Below are 22,218 nucleotides of genomic sequence, written 5' to 3' on the forward strand. Positions count from 1 at the left end.
GTCAGTCCATCAGTTTTGGTCCGCCCGCTCCGGCATCAACAGCCGTGGGGCTGGCATGCCTTGCCGTATCTGGTTCGGCAGGATGCCGGACCAGCGCTTGAAGGCGCGGCGGAAGTTGCGGGCATCGGTAAATCCGGTCGCCATCGCGATATCGACCAGCGGCATCTCGCTGCGTCTCAGCAGATCGAGCGCGCACTCGTAGCGGACCTGGTCCACCAGCCGCTGGTAGGACGTGTCCAGCTCCGCCAGGCGGCGGCGTAGCGTACGTTCGCTCATGTTGAGGGCCGCTCCGGTCTGCGCCAGTCCGGGCATCTCGTCGACCGAGGCCCGCAGCACGTTCATGATCGACTCCACCAGGTCGTTGCGCGGCGTGTCGATCGACAGCAACTGGTCGATCTGCGCCTGCAGGCTGTCCTGCATGAAGCGGTCATGGGTCGGCAGCGGGCAGTGGTACCAGGTCATCTCGCAGATCAGGCGATTGAGCGGCGCGTTGAACACCACCGGACAGCGGAAATACTCGCTGTAGGCGCTGGCGTAGACTGGACGCGGATAGCGCAACTCGAGCCGCGCCGGCCGGAAATGCGAGCCGACCATCGCGCGCGCGACCTCCACGCCGCTGACGAAGATCTCCTCGATGAAAAACGGTTCCAATTCCGGGTCGTGGAAGCGGGTCGCCACTTCGATCGTGAAATGGCGCTCGTCGACCACGGCCAGCTCGTTGATGGTCAGCGCCCCCGCCGCGCGCTGGTATTTGATCAGGTAGAGCAGCGCCTCGCCCAGGGTGGGGCAGGTGAGCATGCCCAGGCCGGGCAGGCCGAAGCACACCACCGTCTGCCGCGCGCCGGTGGCGATGCCGATGGCCGGATCGCCCCAGCGCTGCATGGCGCGCCGCACCAGCATGCTGGTTTGCCGGTAGGAGACCCGAAAACTGGCGTCGCACAGATTCTCCGGCGTGAAGCCCAAGCCCTTGCACAGCCTTTCGCCCGAGTGGCCACGGCTGGCCAGCAGCTGCAGCACCTGCCGTATCACATGGGGCGGAACGTCGGCTTCGGCGTCGGGGAGGTGCGGTTTTACCGGCATGGGCCACTCCTTCAAGTTGATGGACGAGGCTAGCACAGGATGTAGGCGCCGGCGCGTCGAGGCACGCTAAATGGCCGCATGTGTGTCTTTTTTGGCCGCTTTGGACCCGTCCATCGTGGCTTCCGTCGTATGCTTTGGGCACGGCAAATCGTGCCGCCATCACCATGGACCAGCGATGACCACCACACCCGCAGCGCCCCTGCCAGACATCGGCGTCGACGCCGTGAAAACCACGGCCGGTTCAACCCTGATACTTTCTTCCGCGTGGGCGCTGGGCATAGGCGGCACCACCATGATGCCGCTGTTGGTGACCAACACCATGGCGCGGCTGCATTTCGACGAGGGGCAGGCCACCTTGATGACCGGCGTCGAGATGATCGGCATGCTGGCCGGCTGCATCCTGCTGCCTCCGATGGCGCGCCGCTGGCCGGCGCGATGCACCGCCGTTGCCCTGGTGCTGCTGGCGCTGTGCCAGATGCTCACCGCGTTGACGCTGTCCACACCGTTGTTCGGCGCGCTGCGACTGGTGGTCGGCGTCTGCGAAGCGCAGATGATCGTCATGGTCGGCATTTGCCTGGCATGCCACCGCGACGCCGAGCGTTTGTGGGGCGTGGTGCTGCTGTTGTCGGGGTTGGCCGTTGCCGGCGTGTTCACGCTGGTGTCGCTGCTGCCGGATGTGGCGGCGGGCGACGGGGTCTGGATCGGCCTTGCGCTGCTGGCGGCGGTGCTGGGCGTGGCGGCCGTGCGCACGCCGGCGCTGGTGCCCCTGCGAGCGCCGCCGCCCACGCCGATGGAGCCGATGGAGCCGGGTATCGGCCGGCGCCGCGTCGGCGCGGGAGTATGGCTGGCGTGGGGCGTGTTCGTCGGCGTCTACAGCGTGCAGGCCGGCGTGTGGGCGGTATCGGCCTTGCAGGGCGAGCGTATCGGCCTGTCGCTGCCGACCATTGGGACCCTGCTGGCGGTGTCCTCGCTGCTCGGTTTCTTCGGCGCGGTGGTGCCGGCGATACCGGCGCTGGCGGCGCGGCGCGGTTTGACCGTCATGGGCGCGCTGCTGGTGATGTTCGCGTCGGTCGCCCGCTTCTTCACCGCCGACGGCGTGGTGCTGTTCTTCGCCGGCCAATTAATGTTGAACATGGCCTTCTACGCCATCATGGCGGTGCTGAACAGCTTCATCTCGGCGCAGGACCGCGATGGCAGCTTGCTGTCGCAATCGGTGGTGGTGACCTTTGCCGCCGTGGCGGTGGGCACCGTCGGCGCGGGGGAGCTGTTCCAGAACGCCGGCGGCGTGGGCGTGATCGTGTTCTCGCTGCTGGCGCTGGCCGTCAGCGTGCCGCTCGGGTTGAAGGCGCTTCGGGGGCCGGGCCGGGTCAGCGCATCACCAGCGCTTTGACCGCCTCCAGCGCGGCGCCGCCGCTGCTGGTGGAGCGCACCTGATTGCGGCCACCCTCCTTGGCGACGTACATGGCGCGGTCGGCGGCCACAAACAGCGATTCGGTGTTGTCCAGCTGGTGCGGGTGGATGGTGGCCACGCCGATGCTGACGGTCAGCCAGTCGGACGTCGTCGAGCGCGGGTGGGGAATGCGCAGCGATTCGATGTGGGCGCGGATCGCCTCGGCCATCATGGTGGCCGTTTCGGCCCCGGTCTCGGCGAACAGCAGCACGAATTCCTCGCCGCCGTAGCGCGCCGCCAGGTCGGTGGGGCGCAGCGCGTGCGAGGCGATGGCCGCCGCCACCCGTTGCAGGCAGGCGTCGCCAGCAGGATGACCCAGCGTGTCGTTGTACAGTTTGAAGTGGTCGACGTCCAGCACCACCAGCGACAGCGGTTGGCCGCTGCGCATGGAGCGCTGCCACTCCTTTTCCAGGAAGGTGTCGAAGTGGCGCCGGTTGGCGATCTGCGTCAGCGGATCGACCATGGCGGCGCGCTGCAGCGCGTCTTCCGATTGCTTGTGGTGTGTGATGTCGTGCAGCAGGCCGATAAACAGCGGCTGGCGCAGGTACATCGGCGTGAGCGTCAGGTCCATGCACACCGAACTGCCGTTGCGGTGGCGGATGATCACCTCGCGCGTGCCGTGGCTGTGCGCCATCTCGGGCGAGGCGGCGTAGCGGGCGAAGTATTCCAGGTATTCCTGTGCCACCAGGGGGTTGAGCAGCTCCGAGATCGCGCGGCCGGCCAGCTCGTTCTCCTGGTAGCCCAGGTGCTTGTCGCAGGCCGGATTGGTGAACTGGATGCGGCCGTCCGCCTCGATGATCAACAGGCCCTCGGCCATGCTGTTGACGATGGTGCGCAGGCGCTCGGCCTGTTCTTCCTGGGTCTCGCTGTTGCTGCGGATTTGCAGCTGCGTGCGCACGCGGGCGGACACCTCGGCCATGCGCAGCGGCTTGCCGATGTAATCGACGGCGCCGATGTCGAAGCCGGCCACCACGTCGTCGGTGTCGGTCCTGGCGCTCATGAAAATGACGGGAATGCGTTGCGTGGCCGCGTGGCTTTTGAGCTGGCGGCAGGTCTCCAGGCCGTCCATCCCCGGCATCACCACGTCGAGCAGTATCAGGTCCGGATGGACGCGGCGCGCGATCTTGAGCGCCCGCTCGCCGGAAGTGGCGACAAACGTCTGATAGCCCTGTTCGACCATCAGCTTGCGCAGCACGGCGAGATTCTCCGGCGCGTCGTCGACGATCAGGATGGCGGCATCGCGCCGCGTGGCCGATCCGGAACTCACGGGGTTCATTGCGCCTCGCCTTTACCCTGGTGGGTCGTCTCGGCGTGGGGACGCGATCGCGCCGGTGCGTGGCGCAGAGGGCGAGTTGGGGAAGTTTGTACACGCATGAACAAAGTCTTGCCTTACCAAGTGACTATCGATCAAATGATACCGCGTTGCCCGCCTGATATGTAAACATTCAGCGCATGAATTTGGTGGAATGCTTCAAGCTTGAAAGTGACGGCGGCCCAATGCCTGGAAGGGACCGTGCTTTTCTTTGCAGGGATGACAAGAAGGGGAGTGTGGGCGGCGAACGCCGCCCACGGGATACTTCAGGGAACCGTCTTTAGATCTTGGCGGCGATCAGTTTGCCGAGGATCTCGATGCCGGCGCGGATGCGTTCCGGCGGCACGGTCACGAACGACAGGCGCAAAGTGTTGGTTTCCGGTTCGTTGGCGTAGAACGGCGAACCCGGTACGAAGGCCACCTTCTGGGCGATCGCCTCGTCCAGCAGTTTCATGGCGTCGATGTGCTTGGGCAGCGTGACCCAGATGAACATGCCGCCTTCGGGCTTGGTCCATTCGACGCCGGCCGGGAAGTACTGGGCCATCGCGTCCAGCATGACCTGGCACTGGTTGCCGTACAGGGTGCGGATTTTCGGGATGTGCTGCTCGAGGAAGCCATCCTTGATCACTTCATGCACCACCATCTGCGTCAGCTGCGAGGTGTGCAGGTCGGCGGCCTGCTTGGCCAGCTCCAGGCGGCGCACCAGCGGCAGCGGGGCCACCACGTAGCCCAGGCGGATGCCCGGCGTCAGCACCTTGGAGAAGGAGCCCATGTAGATCACGCCTTCCGGGTTCATCGCCACCATTTTCGGCAGCGGATCGCCCTTGTAGCTCAAGGCGCCGTACGGATCGTCCTCGATCAGCGGCAGGCCCAGACGGGCGCAGGTCTCGACCAGCTCCAGGCGGCGCTCGACGGACAGGGTGCGGCCGGTCGGGTTCTGGAAGTTCGGCAGCGCGTACAGCAGGCGCGCGCCGGCGGCGACGGGGTCCAGCGACGACGGCACCAGGCCATGTTCGTCGGTGTCGACCGATTTGAACTCCGGACGGTAGACCGAGAAGGCTTGCAGCGCGCCCAGGTAAGACGGGGTCTCGACCAGCACGCGGCTGCCTTCGTCGATCAGCACTTTGCCCAGCAGGTCCAGCGCCTGCTGCGAGCCGGACGTCATCAGCACCTGTTCAGGGATGATTTTGGCGCCGTTGGTCGACAGCGAGTCGGCGATCCACTGGCGCAGCGGCAGGTAGCCGTCGGTCGGGCCGTATTGCAGCGCCACTTTGCCGTTGTTTTGCAGGACCTTGTCGAAGGCGACCTTCATTTCGTCGACCGGGAAGGTCAGCGGCGACGGCAGGCCGCCGGCGAAGGAGATGATCTCTGGCTGCTGCGTGATCTTCAGGATCTCGCGGATGAAGGACGATTGCAGCTGGTCGGCGCGTTCGGAGAAGCGCCACTGGATCGGGTTCGGGTTTTCGATTTTCATACATGTCTCACTAGATGTGTGCCCCGGCCGAAGACGGCCCGGCGATTCAACAAGCGCGCTTGTGGCGGCTTTTATAAAAGGAACGGCGCCGGATAGGACGCCGCCCGCTTACGCGACTTCCGCGATCAGTTCGATTTCGACGCAGGCGCCAAGCGGGATTTGTGCGACACCAAAGGCCGAGCGGGCGTGTTTGCCGGCGTCGCCGAAGACTTCGCCCAGCAGCTCGGAAGCGCCGTTGGTGACCAGGTGCTGTTCGGTAAAATCAGGGGTGGAATTCACAAGGCTCATCAGCTTGACGATGCGGCGCACGCGGTTCAAATCGCCGCCGACTGCCGCCTGCAGGGTGCCGATCAAGTCGATGGCGATGGCGCGCGCGGCCTGCTTGCCTTCGGCCGTGTCGATATTCTTGCCCAGCTGGCCCACCCACACGCTGCCGTCGGCGCGTTTGGCGATGTGACCCGAGATGAACACCGTGTTGCCGGTTTGCGCGTACATGACGTAGGCGGCGGCTGGGGTGGCCGGTGCGGCCAGGGTGATATCGAGCGCTTTCAGTTTTTCGTAGACAGACATGTGCTTATCCATATTAGTAAGTAGGCAGTAATTCGGTGTGGGGCTGTAGACCGATATTGTACTCTTGAGACAGGCGATGCCTGCAATTGAGCCAAAATCAGAATAGTCCACGGTTTTAGCCGCGTTTCACCTGCATTTTGCGGCCGATGCCCACCGTCGCGATGACGGCGATTGCAAATATCACGGTCGGCCACTCCAGCGCCTCGCCCAGGATCACGGCCGCGCCGAGCAGCGACAGGAAGGGCTGCACCAGCTGCACCTGGCCGACCCGCGCCACGCCGCCCAGCGCCATGCCGCGATACCAGAAGAAGAAGCCGATGAACATCGAGAACACCGAGACGTAGGCGAAGCCGGTCCAGGCGGCCGCGCCGGCGGCGGCGATCTGGCCGGCCTCGCGCCAGCACAGCCAGCCCACCACCGGGAGCAGCACCGGCGCGGCCAGCACCAGCGCCCAGCAGATGGTTTGCTGGCCGCCCAGGGTCTGCGACAGGCGCCCGCCGGCGGCGTAGCCCATGGCCGCCAGCAGCACGGCGGCGAAGATCGCCAAATCGGCCGGATGCAGGCCGCCGCCGCTCTGGCGCAGCGCGAAGCCGGCCACCAGCGCCGAGCCGCACATGGCCATGATCCAGAAACCGGCCGACGGCTTTTCGCCTCCCAGCAGGGCCGCGAAGACGGCGGTGGCCAGCGGCAGGATGCCGATCAAGACCGCGCCGTGGGCGGCGGGCAGCGAGCGCATGGCGACGGAGGTCAGCCACGGGAAGCCGATCACGCAGCCGATGGCCACCATCGCCAGCGGCCCCAATGCGGCGCGGGGCGGCAGCGGCGCGCGCTTCCACAGCAGCCAGGCGCCGGCCAGGACTGCGGCGACCAGCGCGCGGGCCAGCGCGACGAACATCGGCGACAGGCCGTTGGCGTCTCCGGCGGCGCCCACGGCCAACCGTGTGAAGGGCAAGGTCAGGCTGAAAATGGCGACGCCGATAAGCCCCAGCAGCATGCCCGCCGTTTCGTCGCCGATGCCGCCCAAGCGGGAGCCATGGGTGGGAATTGGGGCTACGGTGGCGGGCGGGGCGCTGTGAGTGGCGATGCGGGTCATGCTGGCTCCAGTGGATTTGCTTGGATTTGCGCGTTCTATAGGTGTATCCTACGGTACAAAAGCCAGTACAGTACCAGTACACTTTAAACTTAATTTCTTACACTGTGACGGTAGCATGACCAATACACGCAAGCGCACGTCGCTTTTAGGGGCCGCCGCATCCGCAGCGGCCGAGGCTGTCAATGAGGCGTTGGCGGCCGCGCACGCCCGCACTCTGGCCGCCGCCGCACCCGGTCCGGCGGTGGCGTCGCTGCCGGCAGGCGCCAAAGTGGCGGCAGCGGCGCCTGTTCCGACGGCGCCGGCGCGCGCCGGCCGCGTGGCCAAATCCAAACCGGCCGCCGGGCCGCTCCTGGGATTGCTGTCGCGCGAATCGGGCGAAACGCTCATCGACCAGATCGTGCGCTCGGTGGCGGCGCGCATCGACGACCGGCTGCTGCGGGGCGGGGCGCGCATGCCGTCGATCCGCGCGTTCGCGGCCGCGCATGGCGTGTCCGCCTTCACCGTGGTGGCCAGCTACGACAAACTGGTGGCGACCGGCTACCTGGAGTCGCGCCGGGGCGCCGGCTTTTTCGTCCGCGAGCGGGCGCCGATGGCGCTCAACGCCACAGAAGGATCGGCGGCGGCCGGGACGCCGGTTTCGCGTTCCCGTCTCGACGCCAAGCCGGTTGACGTGGTTTGGCTGGTGCGCAACATGTTCCGCCAGATGCCGCACCACCAGATGCCCGGTTCCGGCGTGCTGCCGCCGGAATGGCTGGACGGCACCGCGATCGCCAACGCGCTGCGCGCGGTCAGCCGCCAGAATCCCAATCTATTGGTGAGCTACGGCCTGCCGCAGGGCTTCCTGCCACTGCGCCAGCAGCTGCAGCACAAGCTCGCCGAGCTGGAAATTGCCGCCGCGCCGGAGCAAATCGTCACCACTGCCGGCGTCACGCAGGCGCTGGACATGGTGGCGCGCGAGTTCACCCGCCCCGGCGACACCATTTTCGTCGACGATCCTGCCTGGTTCCTGATGTTCGGCTCCTTCGCCGCCTTGGGCGCGAACGTGATCGGTATCCCGCGCCTGGCCGACGGCCCGGATATCGCCCGGTTGGCCGAGCTGGCGGCGATCCACAAGCCCAAGCTCTATATTATTAACTCGGTGCTGCACAACCCCAGTTCGACGTCGCTGTCGGCGGCCAAGGCGTTCCAGGTGCTGCGGCTGTCGGAGGAGCACGACTTCATCATCGTCGAAGACGATATTTACTGCGACCTGCACCCCGGCAGCGCGGTGCAGCCGGCCACGCGGCTGTCGGCGCTGGACCAGCTGCAGCGGGTGATTTACCTGGGCGGCTTTTCGAAGACGATGGCGGCCAACCTGCGGGTCGGCTTCATCGCCACGTCGGCCGAGCGGGCCGAGAGGCTGGCCGACCGCAAGATGCTGTCGACCCTGACCACCAGCGACATCGGCGAGCGGGTGGTCTATAAAGTACTGTCCGAGGGCTCCTACCGCAAGCACGCGGACCGGGTACGCACGCGGCTCGACGGCATCCGCGCCAAGGCGGTGCGGCAGATGGAGCGCGTCGGCCTGAAGGTGGACGTGGCGTCGCCGGCCGGGATGTTCGTCTGGGCCGACGCCGGTTGCGACACGAGCGTGCTGACCGAGCGCGCCATGGCAGACAACCTGCTGCTCGCGCCGGGCAGCCTGTTCTCGCCGGCGCAGCTGCCGTCGACCCGCATGCGGCTCAATGTGGCGGCGATGCAGGAGCCGGGCGTGTGGAAGTTCCTGGAGCAGCAGTTGGGAAAATGAGTTGGGCAAATGACTTGCCAATAAGTCAACTCGCAAGTTGGGAAAATAGCAAGCTGCTCTTGAAAACCATTTTATAATCCCCACTTTCGCCACACCCGTGCGACTTCGCGCACGTACACTAAGACTATTAGAGGCTTTAAAAATGGCAGATAACGATAAGCAAACCCTTGGTTTCCAGGCTGAAGTGAAACAGCTGTTGCAGCTGATGATCCACTCCCTGTACTCGAATAAAGAGATTTTCCTGCGCGAGTTGATCTCGAACGCGTCCGACGCGTCCGACAAGCTGCGCTTCGAGGCGATCAACAACGACGCCCTGTACGGCAACGACCATGAACTGAAGATCAAGGTCTCGTTCGACAAGGCTGCCCGCACCATCACCATTTCGGACAACGGCATCGGCATGAGCCGCGACGAGGCGATCTCGCACCTGGGCACCATCGCCAAATCGGGCACCAAGGAATTCTTCGGCAAGCTGTCGGGCGACCAGCAGCAGGACGCGGCGCTGATCGGCCAGTTCGGCGTGGGCTTCTACTCCGGCTTCATCGTCGCCGACAAGATCACCGTCGAAACCCGCCGCGCGGGCGCCGAGGCGTCCGAGGGCGTGCGCTGGGAATCGGCCGGCGAGGGCGATTACTCGGTCGAGCAGATCGAAAAGACCGGCCGCGGCACCGACATCATCCTGCACCTGCGCGAAGGCGAGGACGAACTGCTGTCCTCCTGGAAGATCAAATCCATCATCCGCAAATACTCCGACCATATCTCGCTGCCGATCGTGATGCAGAAAGAGGAGTGGGACGACGAGAAGAAGGAAACCGTCGTCAAGGAGGAATTCGAGACCGTCAACCAGGCCAGCGCGCTGTGGGCGCGCAGCAAGTCGGAAATCACCCCGGAGCAGTACGAGGAATTCTACAAGCACGTCTCGCACGACTTCCAGGCGCCGCTGTCGTACACGCACAACCGCGTCGAAGGCCGCAGCGAGTACACGCAGCTGCTGTACATCCCGGCCAAGGCGCCGTTCGACCTGTGGGACCGCAACAAGCGCGGCGGCATCAAGCTATACGTCAAGCGCGTCTTCATCATGGACGATGCCGAGCAGCTGATGCCGGCCTACCTGCGCATGGTCAAGGGTGTGATCGACTCGGCCGACCTGCCGCTGAACGTCTCGCGCGAGATCCTGCAGGAGTCGCGCGACGTCAAGGTGATCCGCGACGGTTCGACCAAGCGCGTGATCGGCATGCTGGAGGAACTGGCCAACGCCGAAGAACAGGAGAAGAAGGACAAGTACGTCACCTTCTGGAAGGAATTCGGCCAGGTGCTGAAAGAGGGCATCGGCGAGGACGCCACCAACAAGGACCGTCTGGCCAAGCTGCTGCGCTTCGCCTCGACCGCCAACGAGAACGACGAGCAAAGCGTCTCGCTGGAGCAGTATGTCGCGCGCCTGAAGGAAGGCCAGGACAAGATCTACTACGTCACGGCCGATAACTACGTCGCCGCGAAAAACAGCCCGCACCTGGAAATCTTCCGCAAGAAGGGCGTCGAAGTGCTGCTGCTGACCGACCGTGTCGACGAGTGGATGCTGTCGTTCCTGACCGAGTTCGAAGGCAAGGAGCTGGTATCGGTGGCCAAGGGCGGCCTGGATCTGGGCGCGCTGGAAGACGAGGAAGAGAAGAAGGAGCACGAGGAGACCGAGAACTCGTACAAGGATTTGGTCGGCAAGATGAAGGAAGCCTTGTCGGACAAAGCCAAGGACGTGCGCGTGACGTTCCGCCTGACCGATTCGCCGGCCTGCCTGGTGGCGGATGAGCATGAGCTGTCGGGTAATCTGCTGCGCATGCTGAAGGCGGCGGGGCAGAGCGCGCCGGAGTCCAAGCCTATCCTCGAGATCAATCCGAACCACCCGCTGGTGACGCGTTTGAAGTACGAGGAATCGGGCACCTTGTTCGGCGATTGGGCCAACATCCTGTTCGATCAGGCGTTGCTGGCCGAAGGCGGTTCGCTGAGCGATCCGGCCTCGTTCGTCAAGCGTCTGAACGAGATGCTGCTGAGCGGCGCCAGCAAGTAGGCAAGCGCAAGAGTTACCACAGATACACGTAGGGCGGATTAGGCGGAACGCCGTAATCGGCCATCCATGAGCCGTCGACGGCTCACAGATGGCCGATTACGCTTCGCTAATCCGCCCTACGTGTTTTAGAAGTTATTTTGATTTGACCGAATTTTTCGAGCGTCGCCTCGCCAGCATCAGCATCACCGGCAGGCCAATGCCTAGCATCGCCATGCTTTCCGGTTCTGGAATCACCGCGGCCGGCGCCGGCTCGTAGAAGCCGCGTACCTCGCCGGCCGGGGCGTAGCTGGTGTGGATGTTGAAATAAGCGGTCCCAGCCCTGAGGCCGCTTTCAAACGCTGCTTCGGCGAACGCTGTACTTCCGCCCCAAGCGCTCAGGTAGGCGGGATTCCAGCTCGACGTCTGCGAGGTGTCGTAGGTTCGGCTGTAGACGCCGTTGCGGACCCCCAGGGGGAAGCCGCTTAAAGTGGGAAGTTCCGTCAACACGCCGGCTACGCCGGTGCGCGGCGCCGGGGTGCAGCAGTGGATGTGCGCGGCGTTGGTTTCCCCGATCAGACCGCTGAAGGTGACGTTGATTTCCAATAGATGGGCGGCCGGATCGAACCTGATCGTGCTGGCGCCTATACCGGGCGAGGTGTTGGGCGGCTCTTCCTGCGGCCCGGTGAGGATGGCGCTGTAGTTGGCGGCGCCGGCGCTCATGGCCGACAACATCAAGCCTGCCGCCGCCACATAAGTGCGGATACGCTGATTCATTCTTGTTTCCTCCCTTGTTATTGACGCGTTATTGGGTCTTCTTGCGTCAATGTTAGAGGGAGTGTCCGAGCGGTAGTTCCCTCAGCGCTGGACTTTTTTGCAGAGGTCCAGCAGCAGCTTTTCGCCTTCCGGCCAGGGGCCGTAGCCGGCGCCGCCGTTGATATGGCCGGCGTCGCCGATCTCGGTGTAGTCGCTTCCCCAGGCCTGTGCGAACTGCCGCGCGCGGGCCGTGCTAACGTAGGGATCGTTCGCGCTGGCGATGACGATGCTGGGGAAGGGCAGGCGCTCCAGCAGCATCGGCTGGAAGCCGGTGGTGCAGTCGGGATAGGAGGGGGCGTCGGTGTCGCTGGGCGCGACCAGGAAGGCGCCGGCGATGCGGTGCGCGGAGCCGGAGGCGGCCCAGCGCGTCACCAGGGAGCAGCTCAGGCTGTGCGCGGCCACCACCGGCGGACGTTGGCACAGGGCGATGGCGGCGTCCAGTTCGGCCACCCATTCGTCGCGGTCCGGGGTTTCCCAGTCGCGGTGGGGCACGCGGACCCAGGTCGGGTGGTTTTGCTCCCAGCGGGTTTGCCAGTGGGTTGGGCCGGAGTTCCACAGGCCGGCCAGGGTTAATACTTCGTAGTCCATTTGCTTCCTTGCTCGGTTGGCTGGCTGGCATCTTAACCCGGCCACGGTGCCGTGCCGCGTGGCCCCGCGTGATATGCGCAAGCGGAAACAAATCCAGTGATCCGTGGGAACTACTGCCCAGCCCGTGTCCGAATGTCAGACTTGACCCCGCGGGTTTTACAGCGCTGTTCTCAGGGCGAACAGTTCGGGGAACAGCACCACGTCGAGCATCTTGCGCAGGTAGCTGACGCCGGCCGTGCCGCCGGTGCCGGTCTTGAAGCCGATGATGCGCTCGACCGTGGTGACGTGCCGGAAGCGCCAGAAACGGAACGCCGTCTCCAGGTCGACCAGCTTTTCGGCCAGCTCGTACAGGGCCCAGTGCTTCGACGGGTCGCGGTACACCTCCAGCCACGCGTTCTGCACCGACTCGTCGGCGGCCGTCGGCAGGGTCCAGTCGGCGTCGAGCCGCTCGGCGGCGATCGGCAGGCCGTTGCGGGCCAGCAGCTTGATCGCCTCATCGTACACCGACGGCTCGCGCAGGGCTTTGTCCAGCACCGCGAAGGCGTCCGGCGCGGTGTTATGGACACTCAGCAGGGCGGCGTTCTTGTTGCCGAGGATGAACTCGATCTCGCGGTATTGATACGACTGGAAGCCGGACGAAGCGCCCAGATACGGGCGGATCGCGGTGTATTCGGGCGGCGTCATTGTCGCCAGCACGTCCCAGGCGTGCACCAGCTGGTCCATGATGCGCGCCACCCGCGCCAGCATCTTGAAGGCCGGCGCCAGGTCGTTCGATTGCAGGTGCGCGCGCACGGCGTGCATTTCGTGCAGCATCAGCTTCATCCACAGTTCGCTGGTCTGATGCTGGACGATGAACAGCATTTCGTTGTGGTTGGGCGACAGCGGGTGCTGGGCGTTGAGGATCTGGTTCAGGCCCAGATAGTCGCCGTAGCTCATCGAGTTGCTGAAGTCCATCTGCGCGCCGTGCCATTCGGCGTCGCCAACGCTATCCTGGTTGGCGTGCATCGGGCAGCCGCTGGCCGCCGGTTTTTGTTCGGTCATGATGATCTCGTCAGGTGACGGCGTCGCGCTTGGCGTCGACGTCGTAGTCTTTGCGGTCCAGGATGTCGCGCAGGATCTCGACCGCGTCCCATACTTCCGTATAGCTGGTGTACAGCGGCGTGAAACCGAAGCGCATGATGGCCGGCTCGCGGTAGTCGCCGATGACGCCGCGCGCGATCAGCGCCGACATCACCGCGTAGCCGTGCGGATGCGTAAAGCTGACCTGGCTGCCCCGGCGCGCGTGCTCCCGGGGCGTGACCAGTCCCAGAGGGTGGTCGGCGCAGCGCCGCTCCACCAGTTCGATGAACAGGTCGGTGAGCGCCAGCGATTTGTCGCGGATCGCCGCCATCGACGTTTGTTCGAACACCTCCAGCCCGCTCTCGACCATCGCCAGCGACACCACCGGTTGCGTGCCGCACAGCGCGCGGCCGATGCCGTCGGTCGGGGCGAAGTCCGGCGCCATGGCGAACGGCGCGGCGTGGCCCCACCAGCCCGACAGCGGCTGCGTGAAGCGGGGCTGGTGCCGGCGCGGCACCCAGATGAAGGCCGGGGCGCCGGGACCGCCGTTCAGATACTTATAGGTGCAGCCGACGGCCAGGTCGGCGCCGTCGCCGTTCAGGTCCAGCGGCACCGCGCCGGCCGAGTGGGCCAGGTCCCAGACGATCAGCGCGCCGGCCGCGTGGGCGAGGGCGCTGGCGGCGCGCATGTCGTGCTGGTAGCCGGTGCGGTAGTTCACGTGGGTCAGCATGACGACGGCGGTGTCGGCGCCGATGGCGGCCGGCAGTTCCTCGACCGAGTCGACCAGCTTGACGGAATAACCACGATCGAGCCAGCCGCTCAGGCCCTGGGCCATATAAATGTCGGTCGGGAAGTTGGAGCGCTCGGTGACGATCACGCGCCGGGTCGCGGAGACCGGGTCGCCGGCCTGCATGTGCAGCGCGGCGGCCAGCGCCTTGAACAGGTTGAGCGAGGTGGTGTCGGTGATGACCACCTCGTCCGGGGCGCCGCCGATCAGCGGCGCCAGCCGATTACCTAGTCGTTTTGGCAAATCAAACCAACCGGCGGTATTCCAACTGCGGATCAGGTCATGCCCCCATTCCTGCGCGATGACGTGCTGGGCGCGGGTCAGGGCGGCTTTTGGCCGCGCCCCCAAGGAGTTGCCATCGAGATATATCACGCCGGCCGGCAGATCGAAGCGGTCGCGCAGCGCGGCGAGCGGATCTTGTGCATCGCGTTGCAGGCAGTCATTGCGAGTTGTCATTGAGTCACCTTCTTTTGAGTCCATTGATACTTTAGGCTTAAACAAGTTGTCTGATCCGCCAGTGTAACAGGAAATACCGCTGGTTTCGCCGAGGAGCGGGGTGTCCGCGCCATGGCCCGACACCCCGCGAACCCGCATGGATACTAGCTTTGCGGGCAATGCGAAAATTATTTCCGATTTTTTTCAAATAAATTCAAAAAAACCCTAAAGTTCCCGGACACCCTGCCGTTACCAGATTCATGAAGCGCGTAAAAGGAAGTAAAACGCGGCTCAGCTTGCATGAATGTAGTCGAAAATAATTTAAAATTTTTCTGTGGAAACCCTAAAGTTCCCGAAAAAGCTGCCGTAACCGGGTTAGATGTAGCAAAAAAGAGTCGCCGTACGAACAATTTTTTCGTGTCATGACAGGACTTTTTTGAAGATTCTCAGCCACATAATTTCCACGCCGCAAGGGCGTAGGGCCTAGACCCACGAGTGTTTGTCAGACAAACACCGACGGGTCGCGTTCGCTATTTCCCGACGGAAAATACGGAAAGTCTCCTCTACTCGTATTTTTGTTGCTCCCGCAGAATGTATCTCACTGGAAACGCAATTGTGTTCCGCAGTGAAACAAATACTGGAGATGGAAATGACCGCAAACGATATGATGGCTGAAATTCGCGACGCTAACCTGAGCTACCTGATGCTCGCGCAGCAGATGATCCGTGCCGACAAAGTCACTGCGATCTTCCGTCTGGGCATCGGCGCCGACATCGCCGACCTGATCGAAGGCATGAGCAACGCTCAAATCCTCAAACTGGCAGGCGGCAACATGATGCTGGCCCGCTTCCGCTTCGACGACGGCGCCATCCTGTCGATGCTGACCAGCCATAATAAAGACCGTTCCCTGGCCCAGTCGCACGCCGCCATCCTGATGGCCGGCCAGGCTGTCGAAGAAATCGCTTAATCGCACCGCACGTCGTACCGAACGCCATCGCATCGCAAAGCGCATTACCATCATCTAGACAGCCGGGAGCAGGGATCATGACCAAGAAAAGCGTAGTGTCCGAAGCACAGGAAATTCAGCTTGCGATTGAACTGATCCAGCTGGGCGCGCGCCTGCAACTGCTGGAAACCGAAGTGTCGCTGTCGCGCGAGCGCCTGCTCAAGCTGTACAAAGAGCTGCGCGGCGTGTCGCCGCCGAAGGGCATGCTGCCGTTCTCGACCGACTGGTTCCTGACCTGGCAGCCGAACATCCATTCCTCGCTGTTCATCAACATCCATAAATTCCTGGTCGACCACGCCGGCGCCACCGGCATCGAAGCGGTCATGAAGGCCTACAAGCTGTACCTGGAACAAATGCCGCCGGAACCGGGCGAAGAGCCGCTGCTGTCGCTGACCCGCGCCTGGACGCTGGTGCGCTTTTTCGGCAGCAAGATGCTGGAACTGGCCCCTTGCGGCAAATGCCAGGGTAAATACGTGGTCAACTGCATGGACCTGAACGGCAGCTATGTCTGCGGCCTGTGCCACATGCCTTCGCGCGCCGGCAAGACCAAGAAATCCCGCGACGCCGACGCCGTGGCCGCGTGACCCGCCACATTCCCCAATCGTCCTATCTTCAACGCATCGTCCGCGCGCCCGCCGTGCGGGCCTTGCTGATCCAATGCGGCGCCGCGCCGCTCAGCCTCGGCCTGGTGTACCTGCTGGCCACCTTCCATTTTCCCGTCGATTACCTGACCGTCGCCGTCGTGCACGGCCTGGTCGCCGCCGCCATCACGTGGCTGGCGGGGCTGGCCGTGTGGTGGCGCGCGATCGAATTCTTTTTCCCGCTGGCGGTGCTGGCGGCCTTGTCGCTGCGGCTGCCGCCGTGGCTGTTCCTGGCGGTCTTCCTGGTGCTGCTGGGCCTGTATTGGTCGACCTTCCGCACGCAGGTTCCTTATTACCCGTCGCACCCGGCCGTGTGGGACGCGGTGCGCCAGCAGTTGCCGCCGCCCCGCAGGGTTGGAGACGTCAGCGGCCGGCCGCTGCGCGTGATCGACATCGGCAGCGGACTGGGCGGGTTGGTGATGTACCTGGCGCGCGCGCGGCCGGATATCGAATGCGTCGGCATCGAACTGGCGCCGCTGCCCTGGTTATACAGCAAGGTGCGCGCCGCGATGACCGGCAGCCGCGCGCGCTTCCTGTTCGGCGATTACGAGCGCCTCGATTTCGCCCAATTCGACCTGGTGTTCGCCTATCTTTCGCCGGCCGCGATGGGCGGTTTATGGCGCAAGGCGGAGGCGGAAATGTGTCCTGATGCCATACTTATAAGCTATGAATTTGCAATCGACGCCCGAGCGCCCGATCAGACCATTCTCGCCACAGACGACACCGCCTCGCTCTATAAATGGTACTTTTAAGCATCATTTGGCGTTAATCACTTGCTCGGCCACCCCCGGACACGTTATTGTAGTTCTACACGTAAATTTATTGAAATCCGGCCGGCGTTAGTTGACATTTTGGCCTTGTTTCACTATGGGGAGTCAGGTCACTTGTTAGTCATAATTGGATATGTGGTGGTGCTGGTCGGCGTCTTCGGCGGTTACGCGATGGCGGGCGGGCATCTGGCCGCGTTGTTCCAGCCGCTCGAGCTGGTGATGATCGGCGGCGGCGCCGTCGGTGCTTTCATCGTCGGCAACAACGGCAAGACCATCAAGGCCACCTTGGCCGCGCTGCCGACCCTGTTCAAGGGATCGCGCTACACCAAGGATTTATATATGGAGATGATGTCGCTGCTGTTCGACGTCCTCTCCAAGGTCCGCAAGGAAGGCTTGATGTCGATCGAAGGCGACATCGACAGCCCGGAGCAAAGCCCGCTGTTCAGCAAGTATCCGAGCGTGCTGGAGGACCATCACATCGTCGAATTCATGACCGATTACCTGCGCCTGATGGTGTCGGGGAATATGGATGCGTTCCAGATCGAGAACCTGATGGACAACGAGATCGAGACCCACCACCACGAAGGCGCGGCGCCGTCGCACGCCATCGCCAAGCTGGGCGACGGCTTGCCGGCGTTCGGTATCGTCGCGGCGGTGATGGGCGTGGTGCACACGATGGAAAACGTCGGCTTACCGCCGGCCGAGCTGGGGATTCTGATCGCGCACGCGCTGGTCGGCACCTTCCTGGGGATTTTGCTGGCCTACGGTTTCGTCGCTCCACTATCCAGTCTGCTTGAGCAGAAACTGGAGGAGTCGACCAAGATGTACCAGTGCGTCAAGGTCACCCTGCTGGCCAGCCTGAACGGCTACGCGCCGGCGCTGGCCGTCGAGTTCGGCCGCAAGGTGCTGTACTCGACCGAGCGTCCGACCTTCGGCGAGCTGGAAGACCATATCAAGAAATCGAAGGCGAAGTAAGCCGGGATGAAACGCGCTATTGGAATCGTGTTGGACTCATTGAGGAATCGTCATGGCTGAAGAAGGCTTACGGCCAATTATCGTCAAGCGCATCAAGAAGGGCGGCGGCGGCCACCATGGCGGCGCGTGGAAGATCGCGTATGCCGACTTCGTGACGGCGATGATGGCGTTCTTCCTGCTGATGTGGCTGCTCGGTTCGACCTCCAAGGGCGACTTGAAAGGGATCTCGGATTACTTCAAGACGCCGCTGAAGGTGGCCATGCAGGGCGGCTCGGGCAGCGGCGACAGTTCGTCGGTGATTCCCGGCGGCGGCAAGGACCTGACCCGCAAGGACGGCCAGGTCGCGGCCAGCAGCGACCCGAGCGCGCAGAAGAAGGTCAACATCAACGCCGCGCGCGCCGCCGTCGAGGCCGAGGATGCGCAGCGCCTGAAGTCGCTGAAGGACAAGATCGAGGCCGCGATTGAAACCAATCCGGTGCTGGTCAAGTACAAGAACCAGCTGCTGCTCGATATCACGACCGAGGGCTTGCGGATCCAGATCGTCGACGAGCAGAACCGTCCGATGTTCGCGCTGGCCAAGGCCGATTTGCAGTCGTACACCAAAGAGATTTTGCACGAAATCGGTTTTGTGCTGAACGATGTGCCGAACCGCATCGGCCTGTCGGGCCATACCGATTCGACGCCGTACATGAGCGAGAGCGGCTACAGCAACTGGGAATTGTCGGCCGACCGCGCCAACGCCTCGCGGCGCGAACTGATCGTCGGCGGCATGGCCGACGCCAAGGTGCTGCGGGTGGTGGGGCTGGCCTCGGCCGCCAATCTGGACAAGGCCGATCCGTTCAATCCGATCAACCGCCGCATCAGCATCCTGGTGATGAACAAGCGGACCGAGGAGAGCGTGATCCGCGACGGCGGCCGCCAGATCGAGGTCGGCGCCGAGGAGGACGCGGCGGCGGCCTTGGCGGCGCCACCGGCCGCGGCGGCAGCGCCGCCGGGGCCGCCGGTCCGCAAATAGACAGTGCAACAGGTGGTACCAGGCAACGTGTAAAGCGCGCAGCGAAGAGTAGAACAACGAGAATGTTATGACGAGAAAAAAAATCCTTGGGTCGCATGTAAAACGCCTGCTGTCGGGCGTGTCTGACCACGGGCGCAAGCATTTGACCGAGGTCGAGACCGATCTCATCCAGACCCGGCTGCTGCTGGAGGAGGCCATCGAGAAGCTGTCGTTCAACTTCATGGCCATCCACCAGACGGTGGAGGCCGAGCAGGCCACGATCCAACTGCTGCTCGACGGCGGCATCGCCTCGCCCGAGCAGCGCGCGCAGCTGCAGGCGCTGCAGGGGCAGGTGGGCGGCTATGTCAACGCCGCCATCACCAGCATGCAGTTCCAGGACATGACGAGCCAGCTGATCGACCGCACGCTCAAGCGCGTCACCGGCCTGCGCGAGTTCCTCGGCACCTTGGGCGCGCATGGCGCCGAGATGCTGCCCGAGAGCGACAACGAGGAGATCGTCGCCCTGCTGGGCAAGGTCAGCATGGCGCTGGCGATACAGAGTTTGGAACTGCGCAGCGTGTTGCGCAAGGCGGTAAGTCAGCAACACCTGGAGAGCGGCGACATCGAATTGTTTTAAGGGCCGAGCAGGCCACCGCTGAACACCGATTGTTTTAAAAAAAATGGACGCGAGCGTCCAGCATTGATAAGAGTGAGAACCAAGATGGCCAAGACAATACTTGCAGTTGATGATTCCAGTTCCCTGCGCCAGATGGTGGCCTTCAGCCTGAAGGCCGCCGGTTATCTGGTGGTGGAGGCGGTTGACGGCCAGGACGGCCTGGAAAAAGCCAAGCTGCAAAGCGTCGACCTGGTGCTGACCGACCAGAACATGCCGCGCATGGACGGCCTGCAGCTGATCGCGCTGCTGCGCGAACTGCCGACCTACGCCAAGACCCCGATCCTGATGCTGACCACCGAGTCGTCCGACGAGATGAAGGCCAAGGGCCGCGCGGCCGGCGCCAACGGCTGGCTGGTCAAACCGTTCGATCCGCAGCGCCTCATCGAGGTAGTGAAGAAGGTCATCGGCTGATAAGGCGCGAGCAATGAGCGAACTTTACGGAGTATCACCATGACCATCGACATAAGCCAGTTTTTCCAGGTCTTCTTCGATGAGGCCGAGGAACTGCTGGCTGAAATGGAGCGGCTGCTGCTGGCCGTGGACGTCGCCGCCCCCGATGCCGAGGATCTGAACGCGATCTTCCGCACCGCGCATTCCGTCAAGGGCGGCGCCTCCACGTTCGGCGTCACCGACATGACGGAGGTCACGCACATCCTTGAGACCCTGCTCGACCGCATCCGCAAGGGCGAGATGGCGCTGACGTCCGAGCACGTCGACGCCTTCCTGGCCGCCAAGGACATCCTCAAGATGCAGCTCGACGGCCATCGCCTCGGCAGCACCGTCGACCAGGACGCCGTCGGCGACGTGCGCATGATGCTGCAGTCGCTGACCCAGGACGTGCCGGTGGTGGCGCTGTCGCCGGTGGCCCCGGCGTTCAACGCGACCGAAGCGAAGGTGGTCGACCACAGCGGCGGACGCCGCTACCGGCTCGAGCTGCCCGTCATGGTGCACCGCGAAGTGACCGCGCTCGGCGCCGAGCTGGGATTGATGGGCCATGTGTCCATCACGCCGCTCGACAAGGACCGCAATGCGATGGTCGTGACCACGCACGAGAGCCTCGACGACATCATCGCCATCTGCTCCTTCGTGCTCAATCCGGACGACATGGTGGTGACCGAATTGCCGGCGCTGAGCGACAAGCAGGCCCGCATGGAAAACGCCGAGCGTTCCAAGGTCGAGAGCGACCTCGGTTACGGCTTTTTCGACGAAACCGAATTGCATCCGCCGATGGCGGGCGGCGGCCAGGGCTACGGCTTCTTCCAGCCGCTCGACGAGATCCGCGCCAACGCCAAGGAAGGCAACGACGACGCCAACGGCTACGGCTTCTTCCAGCCGGTCGAGCAGATCCGCGCCGCTGCCGGCATCGTGATCGAGGCGCCGCCTCCGCCGGCCGTGGTCGAGGAACAGGAAAAGAAAGCCGCCAAGGAGAAGGGCGCGTCGGCCGGCGCCGAATCGTCGTCGATCCGCGTGTCGATCGAGAAGGTCGACCAGTTGATCAACCTGGTGGGCGAGCTGGTGATCACGCAGGCGATGATCGAGCAGCGCGTCGACACGCTCGATCCGATGGCGCACGAGCGCCTGTTGAATAGCGTGAGCCAGCTGACGCGCAACACCCGCGACCTGCAGGAAGCAGTGATGTCGATCCGCATGATGCCGATGGACTTCGTGTTCTCGCGCTTCCCGCGCATGGTGCGCGACCTGGCGGCCAAGCTGGGCAAGAAGGTCGATTTCATCACCAACGGCGCGGCCACGGAACTGGACAAGGGCCTGATCGAGCGCATCGTCGATCCGTTGACGCACCTGGTGCGCAACTCGATCGACCACGGCATCGAGATGCCGGACGTTCGCCGCGCCGCAGGCAAAAGCGAGTCGGGACGGCTGTTTTTGTCGGCCTCCCACCAGGGCGGCAACATCATCATCGAGGTGTCGGACGACGGCGGCGGCTTGAACCGCGAGCGCATCCTGGCCAAGGCCGAGCAAAACGGCCTGCCGGTGAGCGAGACGATGAGCGACGCCGAGGTCTGGCAACTGATCTTCGCGCCCGGCTTCTCGACCGCCGAGACGGTGACCGACGTCTCCGGACGCGGCGTCGGCATGGATGTCGTCAAGCGCAACATCACCGCCATGGGCGGCGTGGTCGACATCCGCTCGGCCAAGGGCTTCGGCACGACGATCTCGATCTCGCTGCCGCTGACGTTGGCGATTTTGGACGGCATGTCGATCCGGGTCGGCGAGGAGGTCTACATCCTGCCGCTGGGCTTTGTCATCGAGTCGCTGCAGCCGGTGGCCGACGACGTCAAGGAAATCAGCGGCAAGGGCCGCGTCATCAAGGTGCGCGGCGAGTACCTGCCGCTGGTGCCCTTGTACCAGATGTTCGACATCACGCCGCGCTTCACCGATCCGACCCAGGGCATCGTGGTCATCATCGAGACGGACGGCCGCAAGGCGGGCCTGTTCATCGACGACCTGGTCGGGCAGCAGCAGGTGGTGGTCAAGAACCTGGAATCGAATTACCGCAAGGTGGCCGGCATTTCCGGGGCCACCATCCTGGGCGACGGCGGCGTGTCGCTGATCCTCGATGTCGCCGCGCTGATACGCTCGTCGCGCCAGCTGTCCGACGAACAAATTTTCTCCTGACCGAACCAACGCAACGTAAATAGGAAACCAT

At 63.9% G+C, this 22,218-nt stretch carries 20 protein-coding genes; 11 read left to right on the forward strand and 9 right to left on the reverse strand.

The annotated features are described in order from the left end of the window. Positions 1 to 9: 9 nt before the first annotated feature. On the reverse strand, positions 10 to 1,080 hold the full coding sequence (locus tag NHH88_11855; protein USX16436.1) for an AraC family transcriptional regulator: 1,071 nt from the start codon (positions 1,078 to 1,080) through the stop codon (positions 10 to 12). 175 nt (positions 1,081 to 1,255) lie between these two features. On the opposite strand from NHH88_11855, the gene NHH88_11860 reads away from it, so the two are divergent. Continuing rightward, entirely contained in the window at positions 1,256 to 2,470 is a 1,215-nt protein-coding gene (locus tag NHH88_11860; protein ID USX16437.1) for a hypothetical protein, read from the forward strand. Here the strand turns inward: NHH88_11860 and NHH88_11865 are convergent. From NHH88_11865 to NHH88_11880, 4 genes are all read right to left on the reverse strand, one after another. Next, positions 2,448 to 3,806: a diguanylate cyclase gene (locus NHH88_11865; GenBank protein USX16438.1), complete on the reverse strand. Its 1,359-nt coding sequence runs from the start codon at positions 3,804 to 3,806 to the stop codon at positions 2,448 to 2,450. The two genes, NHH88_11860 and NHH88_11865, sit on opposite strands and share 23 nt — an antisense overlap. Before the next feature lie 316 nt (positions 3,807 to 4,122). Beyond that, entirely contained in the window at positions 4,123 to 5,316 is a 1,194-nt protein-coding gene (locus NHH88_11870; GenBank protein ID USX16439.1) for a PLP-dependent aminotransferase family protein, read from the reverse strand. A gap of 108 nt (positions 5,317 to 5,424) precedes the next feature. Further along, positions 5,425 to 5,886 (reverse strand): RidA family protein, encoded by a 462-nt coding sequence (locus NHH88_11875; protein USX16440.1) that lies wholly within the window; start codon positions 5,884 to 5,886, stop codon positions 5,425 to 5,427. Positions 5,887 to 6,001: 115 nt separating this feature from the next. After that, positions 6,002 to 6,880 carry a DMT family transporter gene (locus NHH88_11880; protein USX17325.1) on the reverse strand — a complete coding sequence of 293 codons (879 nt, stop codon included), beginning with the start codon at positions 6,878 to 6,880 and terminating at the stop codon, positions 6,002 to 6,004. A 214-nt stretch (positions 6,881 to 7,094) separates the two neighbouring features. On the opposite strand from NHH88_11880, the gene NHH88_11885 reads away from it, so the two are divergent. Both NHH88_11885 and htpG read left to right on the forward strand, forming a co-directional pair. Next, a complete protein-coding gene (locus NHH88_11885) occupies positions 7,095 to 8,765 on the forward strand; it encodes a PLP-dependent aminotransferase family protein (protein USX16441.1) in 1,671 nt (556 codons plus the stop codon). A 142-nt stretch (positions 8,766 to 8,907) separates the two neighbouring features. Then, the gene (gene htpG, locus NHH88_11890) at positions 8,908 to 10,827 is read left to right on the forward strand and encodes a molecular chaperone HtpG (protein USX16442.1); all 1,920 of its coding nucleotides are present in this window, start codon (positions 8,908 to 8,910) and stop codon (positions 10,825 to 10,827) included. Between the two features lie 132 nt (positions 10,828 to 10,959). On the opposite strand, the gene NHH88_11895 is transcribed toward htpG, so the two are convergent. The 4 genes from NHH88_11895 to kynU form a co-directional block, all read right to left on the reverse strand. Next, positions 10,960 to 11,580 carry a CHRD domain-containing protein gene (locus NHH88_11895; GenBank protein USX16443.1) on the reverse strand — a complete coding sequence of 207 codons (621 nt, stop codon included), beginning with the start codon at positions 11,578 to 11,580 and terminating at the stop codon, positions 10,960 to 10,962. Positions 11,581 to 11,661: 81 nt separating this feature from the next. Next, on the reverse strand, positions 11,662 to 12,207 hold the full coding sequence (locus tag NHH88_11900) for an alpha/beta hydrolase (protein ID USX16444.1): 546 nt from the start codon (positions 12,205 to 12,207) through the stop codon (positions 11,662 to 11,664). Positions 12,208 to 12,363: 156 nt separating this feature from the next. After that, positions 12,364 to 13,212 carry a tryptophan 2,3-dioxygenase gene (gene kynA / locus NHH88_11905; GenBank protein USX17326.1) on the reverse strand — a complete coding sequence of 283 codons (849 nt, stop codon included), beginning with the start codon at positions 13,210 to 13,212 and terminating at the stop codon, positions 12,364 to 12,366. Between the two features lie 46 nt (positions 13,213 to 13,258). Further along, positions 13,259 to 14,509, reverse strand: a complete 1,251-nt coding sequence (gene kynU / locus NHH88_11910; GenBank protein USX16445.1) for a kynureninase — start codon at positions 14,507 to 14,509, stop codon at positions 13,259 to 13,261. Positions 14,510 to 15,137: 628 nt separating this feature from the next. On the opposite strand from kynU, the gene flhD reads away from it, so the two are divergent. The 8 genes from flhD (at position 15,138) to cheA (ending at position 22,187) form a co-directional block, all read left to right on the forward strand. Continuing rightward, positions 15,138 to 15,455: a flagellar transcriptional regulator FlhD gene (gene flhD / locus NHH88_11915; GenBank protein ID USX16446.1), complete on the forward strand. Its 318-nt coding sequence runs from the start codon at positions 15,138 to 15,140 to the stop codon at positions 15,453 to 15,455. Positions 15,456 to 15,532: 77 nt separating this feature from the next. Next, the gene (gene flhC / locus NHH88_11920) at positions 15,533 to 16,078 is read left to right on the forward strand and encodes a flagellar transcriptional regulator FlhC (protein USX16447.1); all 546 of its coding nucleotides are present in this window, start codon (positions 15,533 to 15,535) and stop codon (positions 16,076 to 16,078) included. Between the two features lie 62 nt (positions 16,079 to 16,140). Next, positions 16,141 to 16,887, forward strand: coding sequence for a class I SAM-dependent methyltransferase (locus NHH88_11925; GenBank protein ID USX17327.1), 747 nt, complete (start codon positions 16,141 to 16,143; stop codon positions 16,885 to 16,887). Positions 16,888 to 17,019: 132 nt separating this feature from the next. Then, complete coding sequence (gene motA, locus NHH88_11930) at positions 17,020 to 17,880, forward strand: flagellar motor stator protein MotA (protein USX16448.1); 861 nt, start codon at positions 17,020 to 17,022, stop codon at positions 17,878 to 17,880. A gap of 52 nt (positions 17,881 to 17,932) precedes the next feature. Then, positions 17,933 to 18,895 (forward strand): flagellar motor protein MotB, encoded by a 963-nt coding sequence (gene motB / locus NHH88_11935; GenBank protein ID USX16449.1) that lies wholly within the window; start codon positions 17,933 to 17,935, stop codon positions 18,893 to 18,895. A gap of 67 nt (positions 18,896 to 18,962) precedes the next feature. Then, entirely contained in the window at positions 18,963 to 19,511 is a 549-nt protein-coding gene (locus NHH88_11940) for a chemotaxis protein (protein ID USX16450.1), read from the forward strand. 84 nt (positions 19,512 to 19,595) lie between these two features. Beyond that, positions 19,596 to 19,961 carry a response regulator gene (locus tag NHH88_11945; protein ID USX16451.1) on the forward strand — a complete coding sequence of 122 codons (366 nt, stop codon included), beginning with the start codon at positions 19,596 to 19,598 and terminating at the stop codon, positions 19,959 to 19,961. 39 nt (positions 19,962 to 20,000) lie between these two features. Next, the gene (gene cheA, locus NHH88_11950; GenBank protein USX16452.1) at positions 20,001 to 22,187 is read left to right on the forward strand and encodes a chemotaxis protein CheA; all 2,187 of its coding nucleotides are present in this window, start codon (positions 20,001 to 20,003) and stop codon (positions 22,185 to 22,187) included. Positions 22,188 to 22,218: the final 31 nt, after the last annotated feature.

The sequence above is a fragment of the Oxalobacteraceae bacterium OTU3CAMAD1 genome (assembly GCA_024123915.1).
GTDB lineage: Bacteria > Pseudomonadota > Gammaproteobacteria > Burkholderiales > Burkholderiaceae_D > Rugamonas.

Excerpts from the sequence above, each read along its gene's own strand:
- NHH88_11855 (USX16436.1), bottom strand. The coding sequence starts at position 1,080 with ATGCCGGTAAAACCGCACCTCCCCGACGCCGAAGCCGACGTTCCGCCC.
- NHH88_11860 (USX16437.1), top strand. The coding sequence starts at position 1,256 with ATGACCACCACACCCGCAGCGCCCCTGCCAGACATCGGCGTCGACGCC.
- NHH88_11865 (USX16438.1), bottom strand. The coding sequence starts at position 3,806 with ATGAACCCCGTGAGTTCCGGATCGGCCACGCGGCGCGATGCCGCCATC.
- NHH88_11870 (USX16439.1), bottom strand. The coding sequence starts at position 5,316 with ATGAAAATCGAAAACCCGAACCCGATCCAGTGGCGCTTCTCCGAACGC.
- NHH88_11875 (USX16440.1), bottom strand. The coding sequence starts at position 5,886 with ATGTCTGTCTACGAAAAACTGAAAGCGCTCGATATCACCCTGGCCGCA.
- NHH88_11880 (USX17325.1), bottom strand. The coding sequence starts at position 6,880 with ATGCTGCTGGGGCTTATCGGCGTCGCCATTTTCAGCCTGACCTTGCCC.
- NHH88_11885 (USX16441.1), top strand. The coding sequence starts at position 7,095 with ATGACCAATACACGCAAGCGCACGTCGCTTTTAGGGGCCGCCGCATCC.
- htpG (USX16442.1), top strand. The coding sequence starts at position 8,908 with ATGGCAGATAACGATAAGCAAACCCTTGGTTTCCAGGCTGAAGTGAAA.
- NHH88_11895 (USX16443.1), bottom strand. The coding sequence starts at position 11,580 with ATGAATCAGCGTATCCGCACTTATGTGGCGGCGGCAGGCTTGATGTTG.
- NHH88_11900 (USX16444.1), bottom strand. The coding sequence starts at position 12,207 with ATGGACTACGAAGTATTAACCCTGGCCGGCCTGTGGAACTCCGGCCCA.
- kynA (USX17326.1), bottom strand. The coding sequence starts at position 13,212 with ATGCACGCCAACCAGGATAGCGTTGGCGACGCCGAATGGCACGGCGCG.
- kynU (USX16445.1), bottom strand. The coding sequence starts at position 14,509 with ATGACAACTCGCAATGACTGCCTGCAACGCGATGCACAAGATCCGCTC.
- flhD (USX16446.1), top strand. The coding sequence starts at position 15,138 with ATGACCGCAAACGATATGATGGCTGAAATTCGCGACGCTAACCTGAGC.
- flhC (USX16447.1), top strand. The coding sequence starts at position 15,533 with ATGACCAAGAAAAGCGTAGTGTCCGAAGCACAGGAAATTCAGCTTGCG.
- motB (USX16449.1), top strand. The coding sequence starts at position 17,933 with ATGGCTGAAGAAGGCTTACGGCCAATTATCGTCAAGCGCATCAAGAAG.
- NHH88_11940 (USX16450.1), top strand. The coding sequence starts at position 18,963 with ATGACGAGAAAAAAAATCCTTGGGTCGCATGTAAAACGCCTGCTGTCG.
- NHH88_11945 (USX16451.1), top strand. The coding sequence starts at position 19,596 with ATGGCCAAGACAATACTTGCAGTTGATGATTCCAGTTCCCTGCGCCAG.
- cheA (USX16452.1), top strand. The coding sequence starts at position 20,001 with ATGACCATCGACATAAGCCAGTTTTTCCAGGTCTTCTTCGATGAGGCC.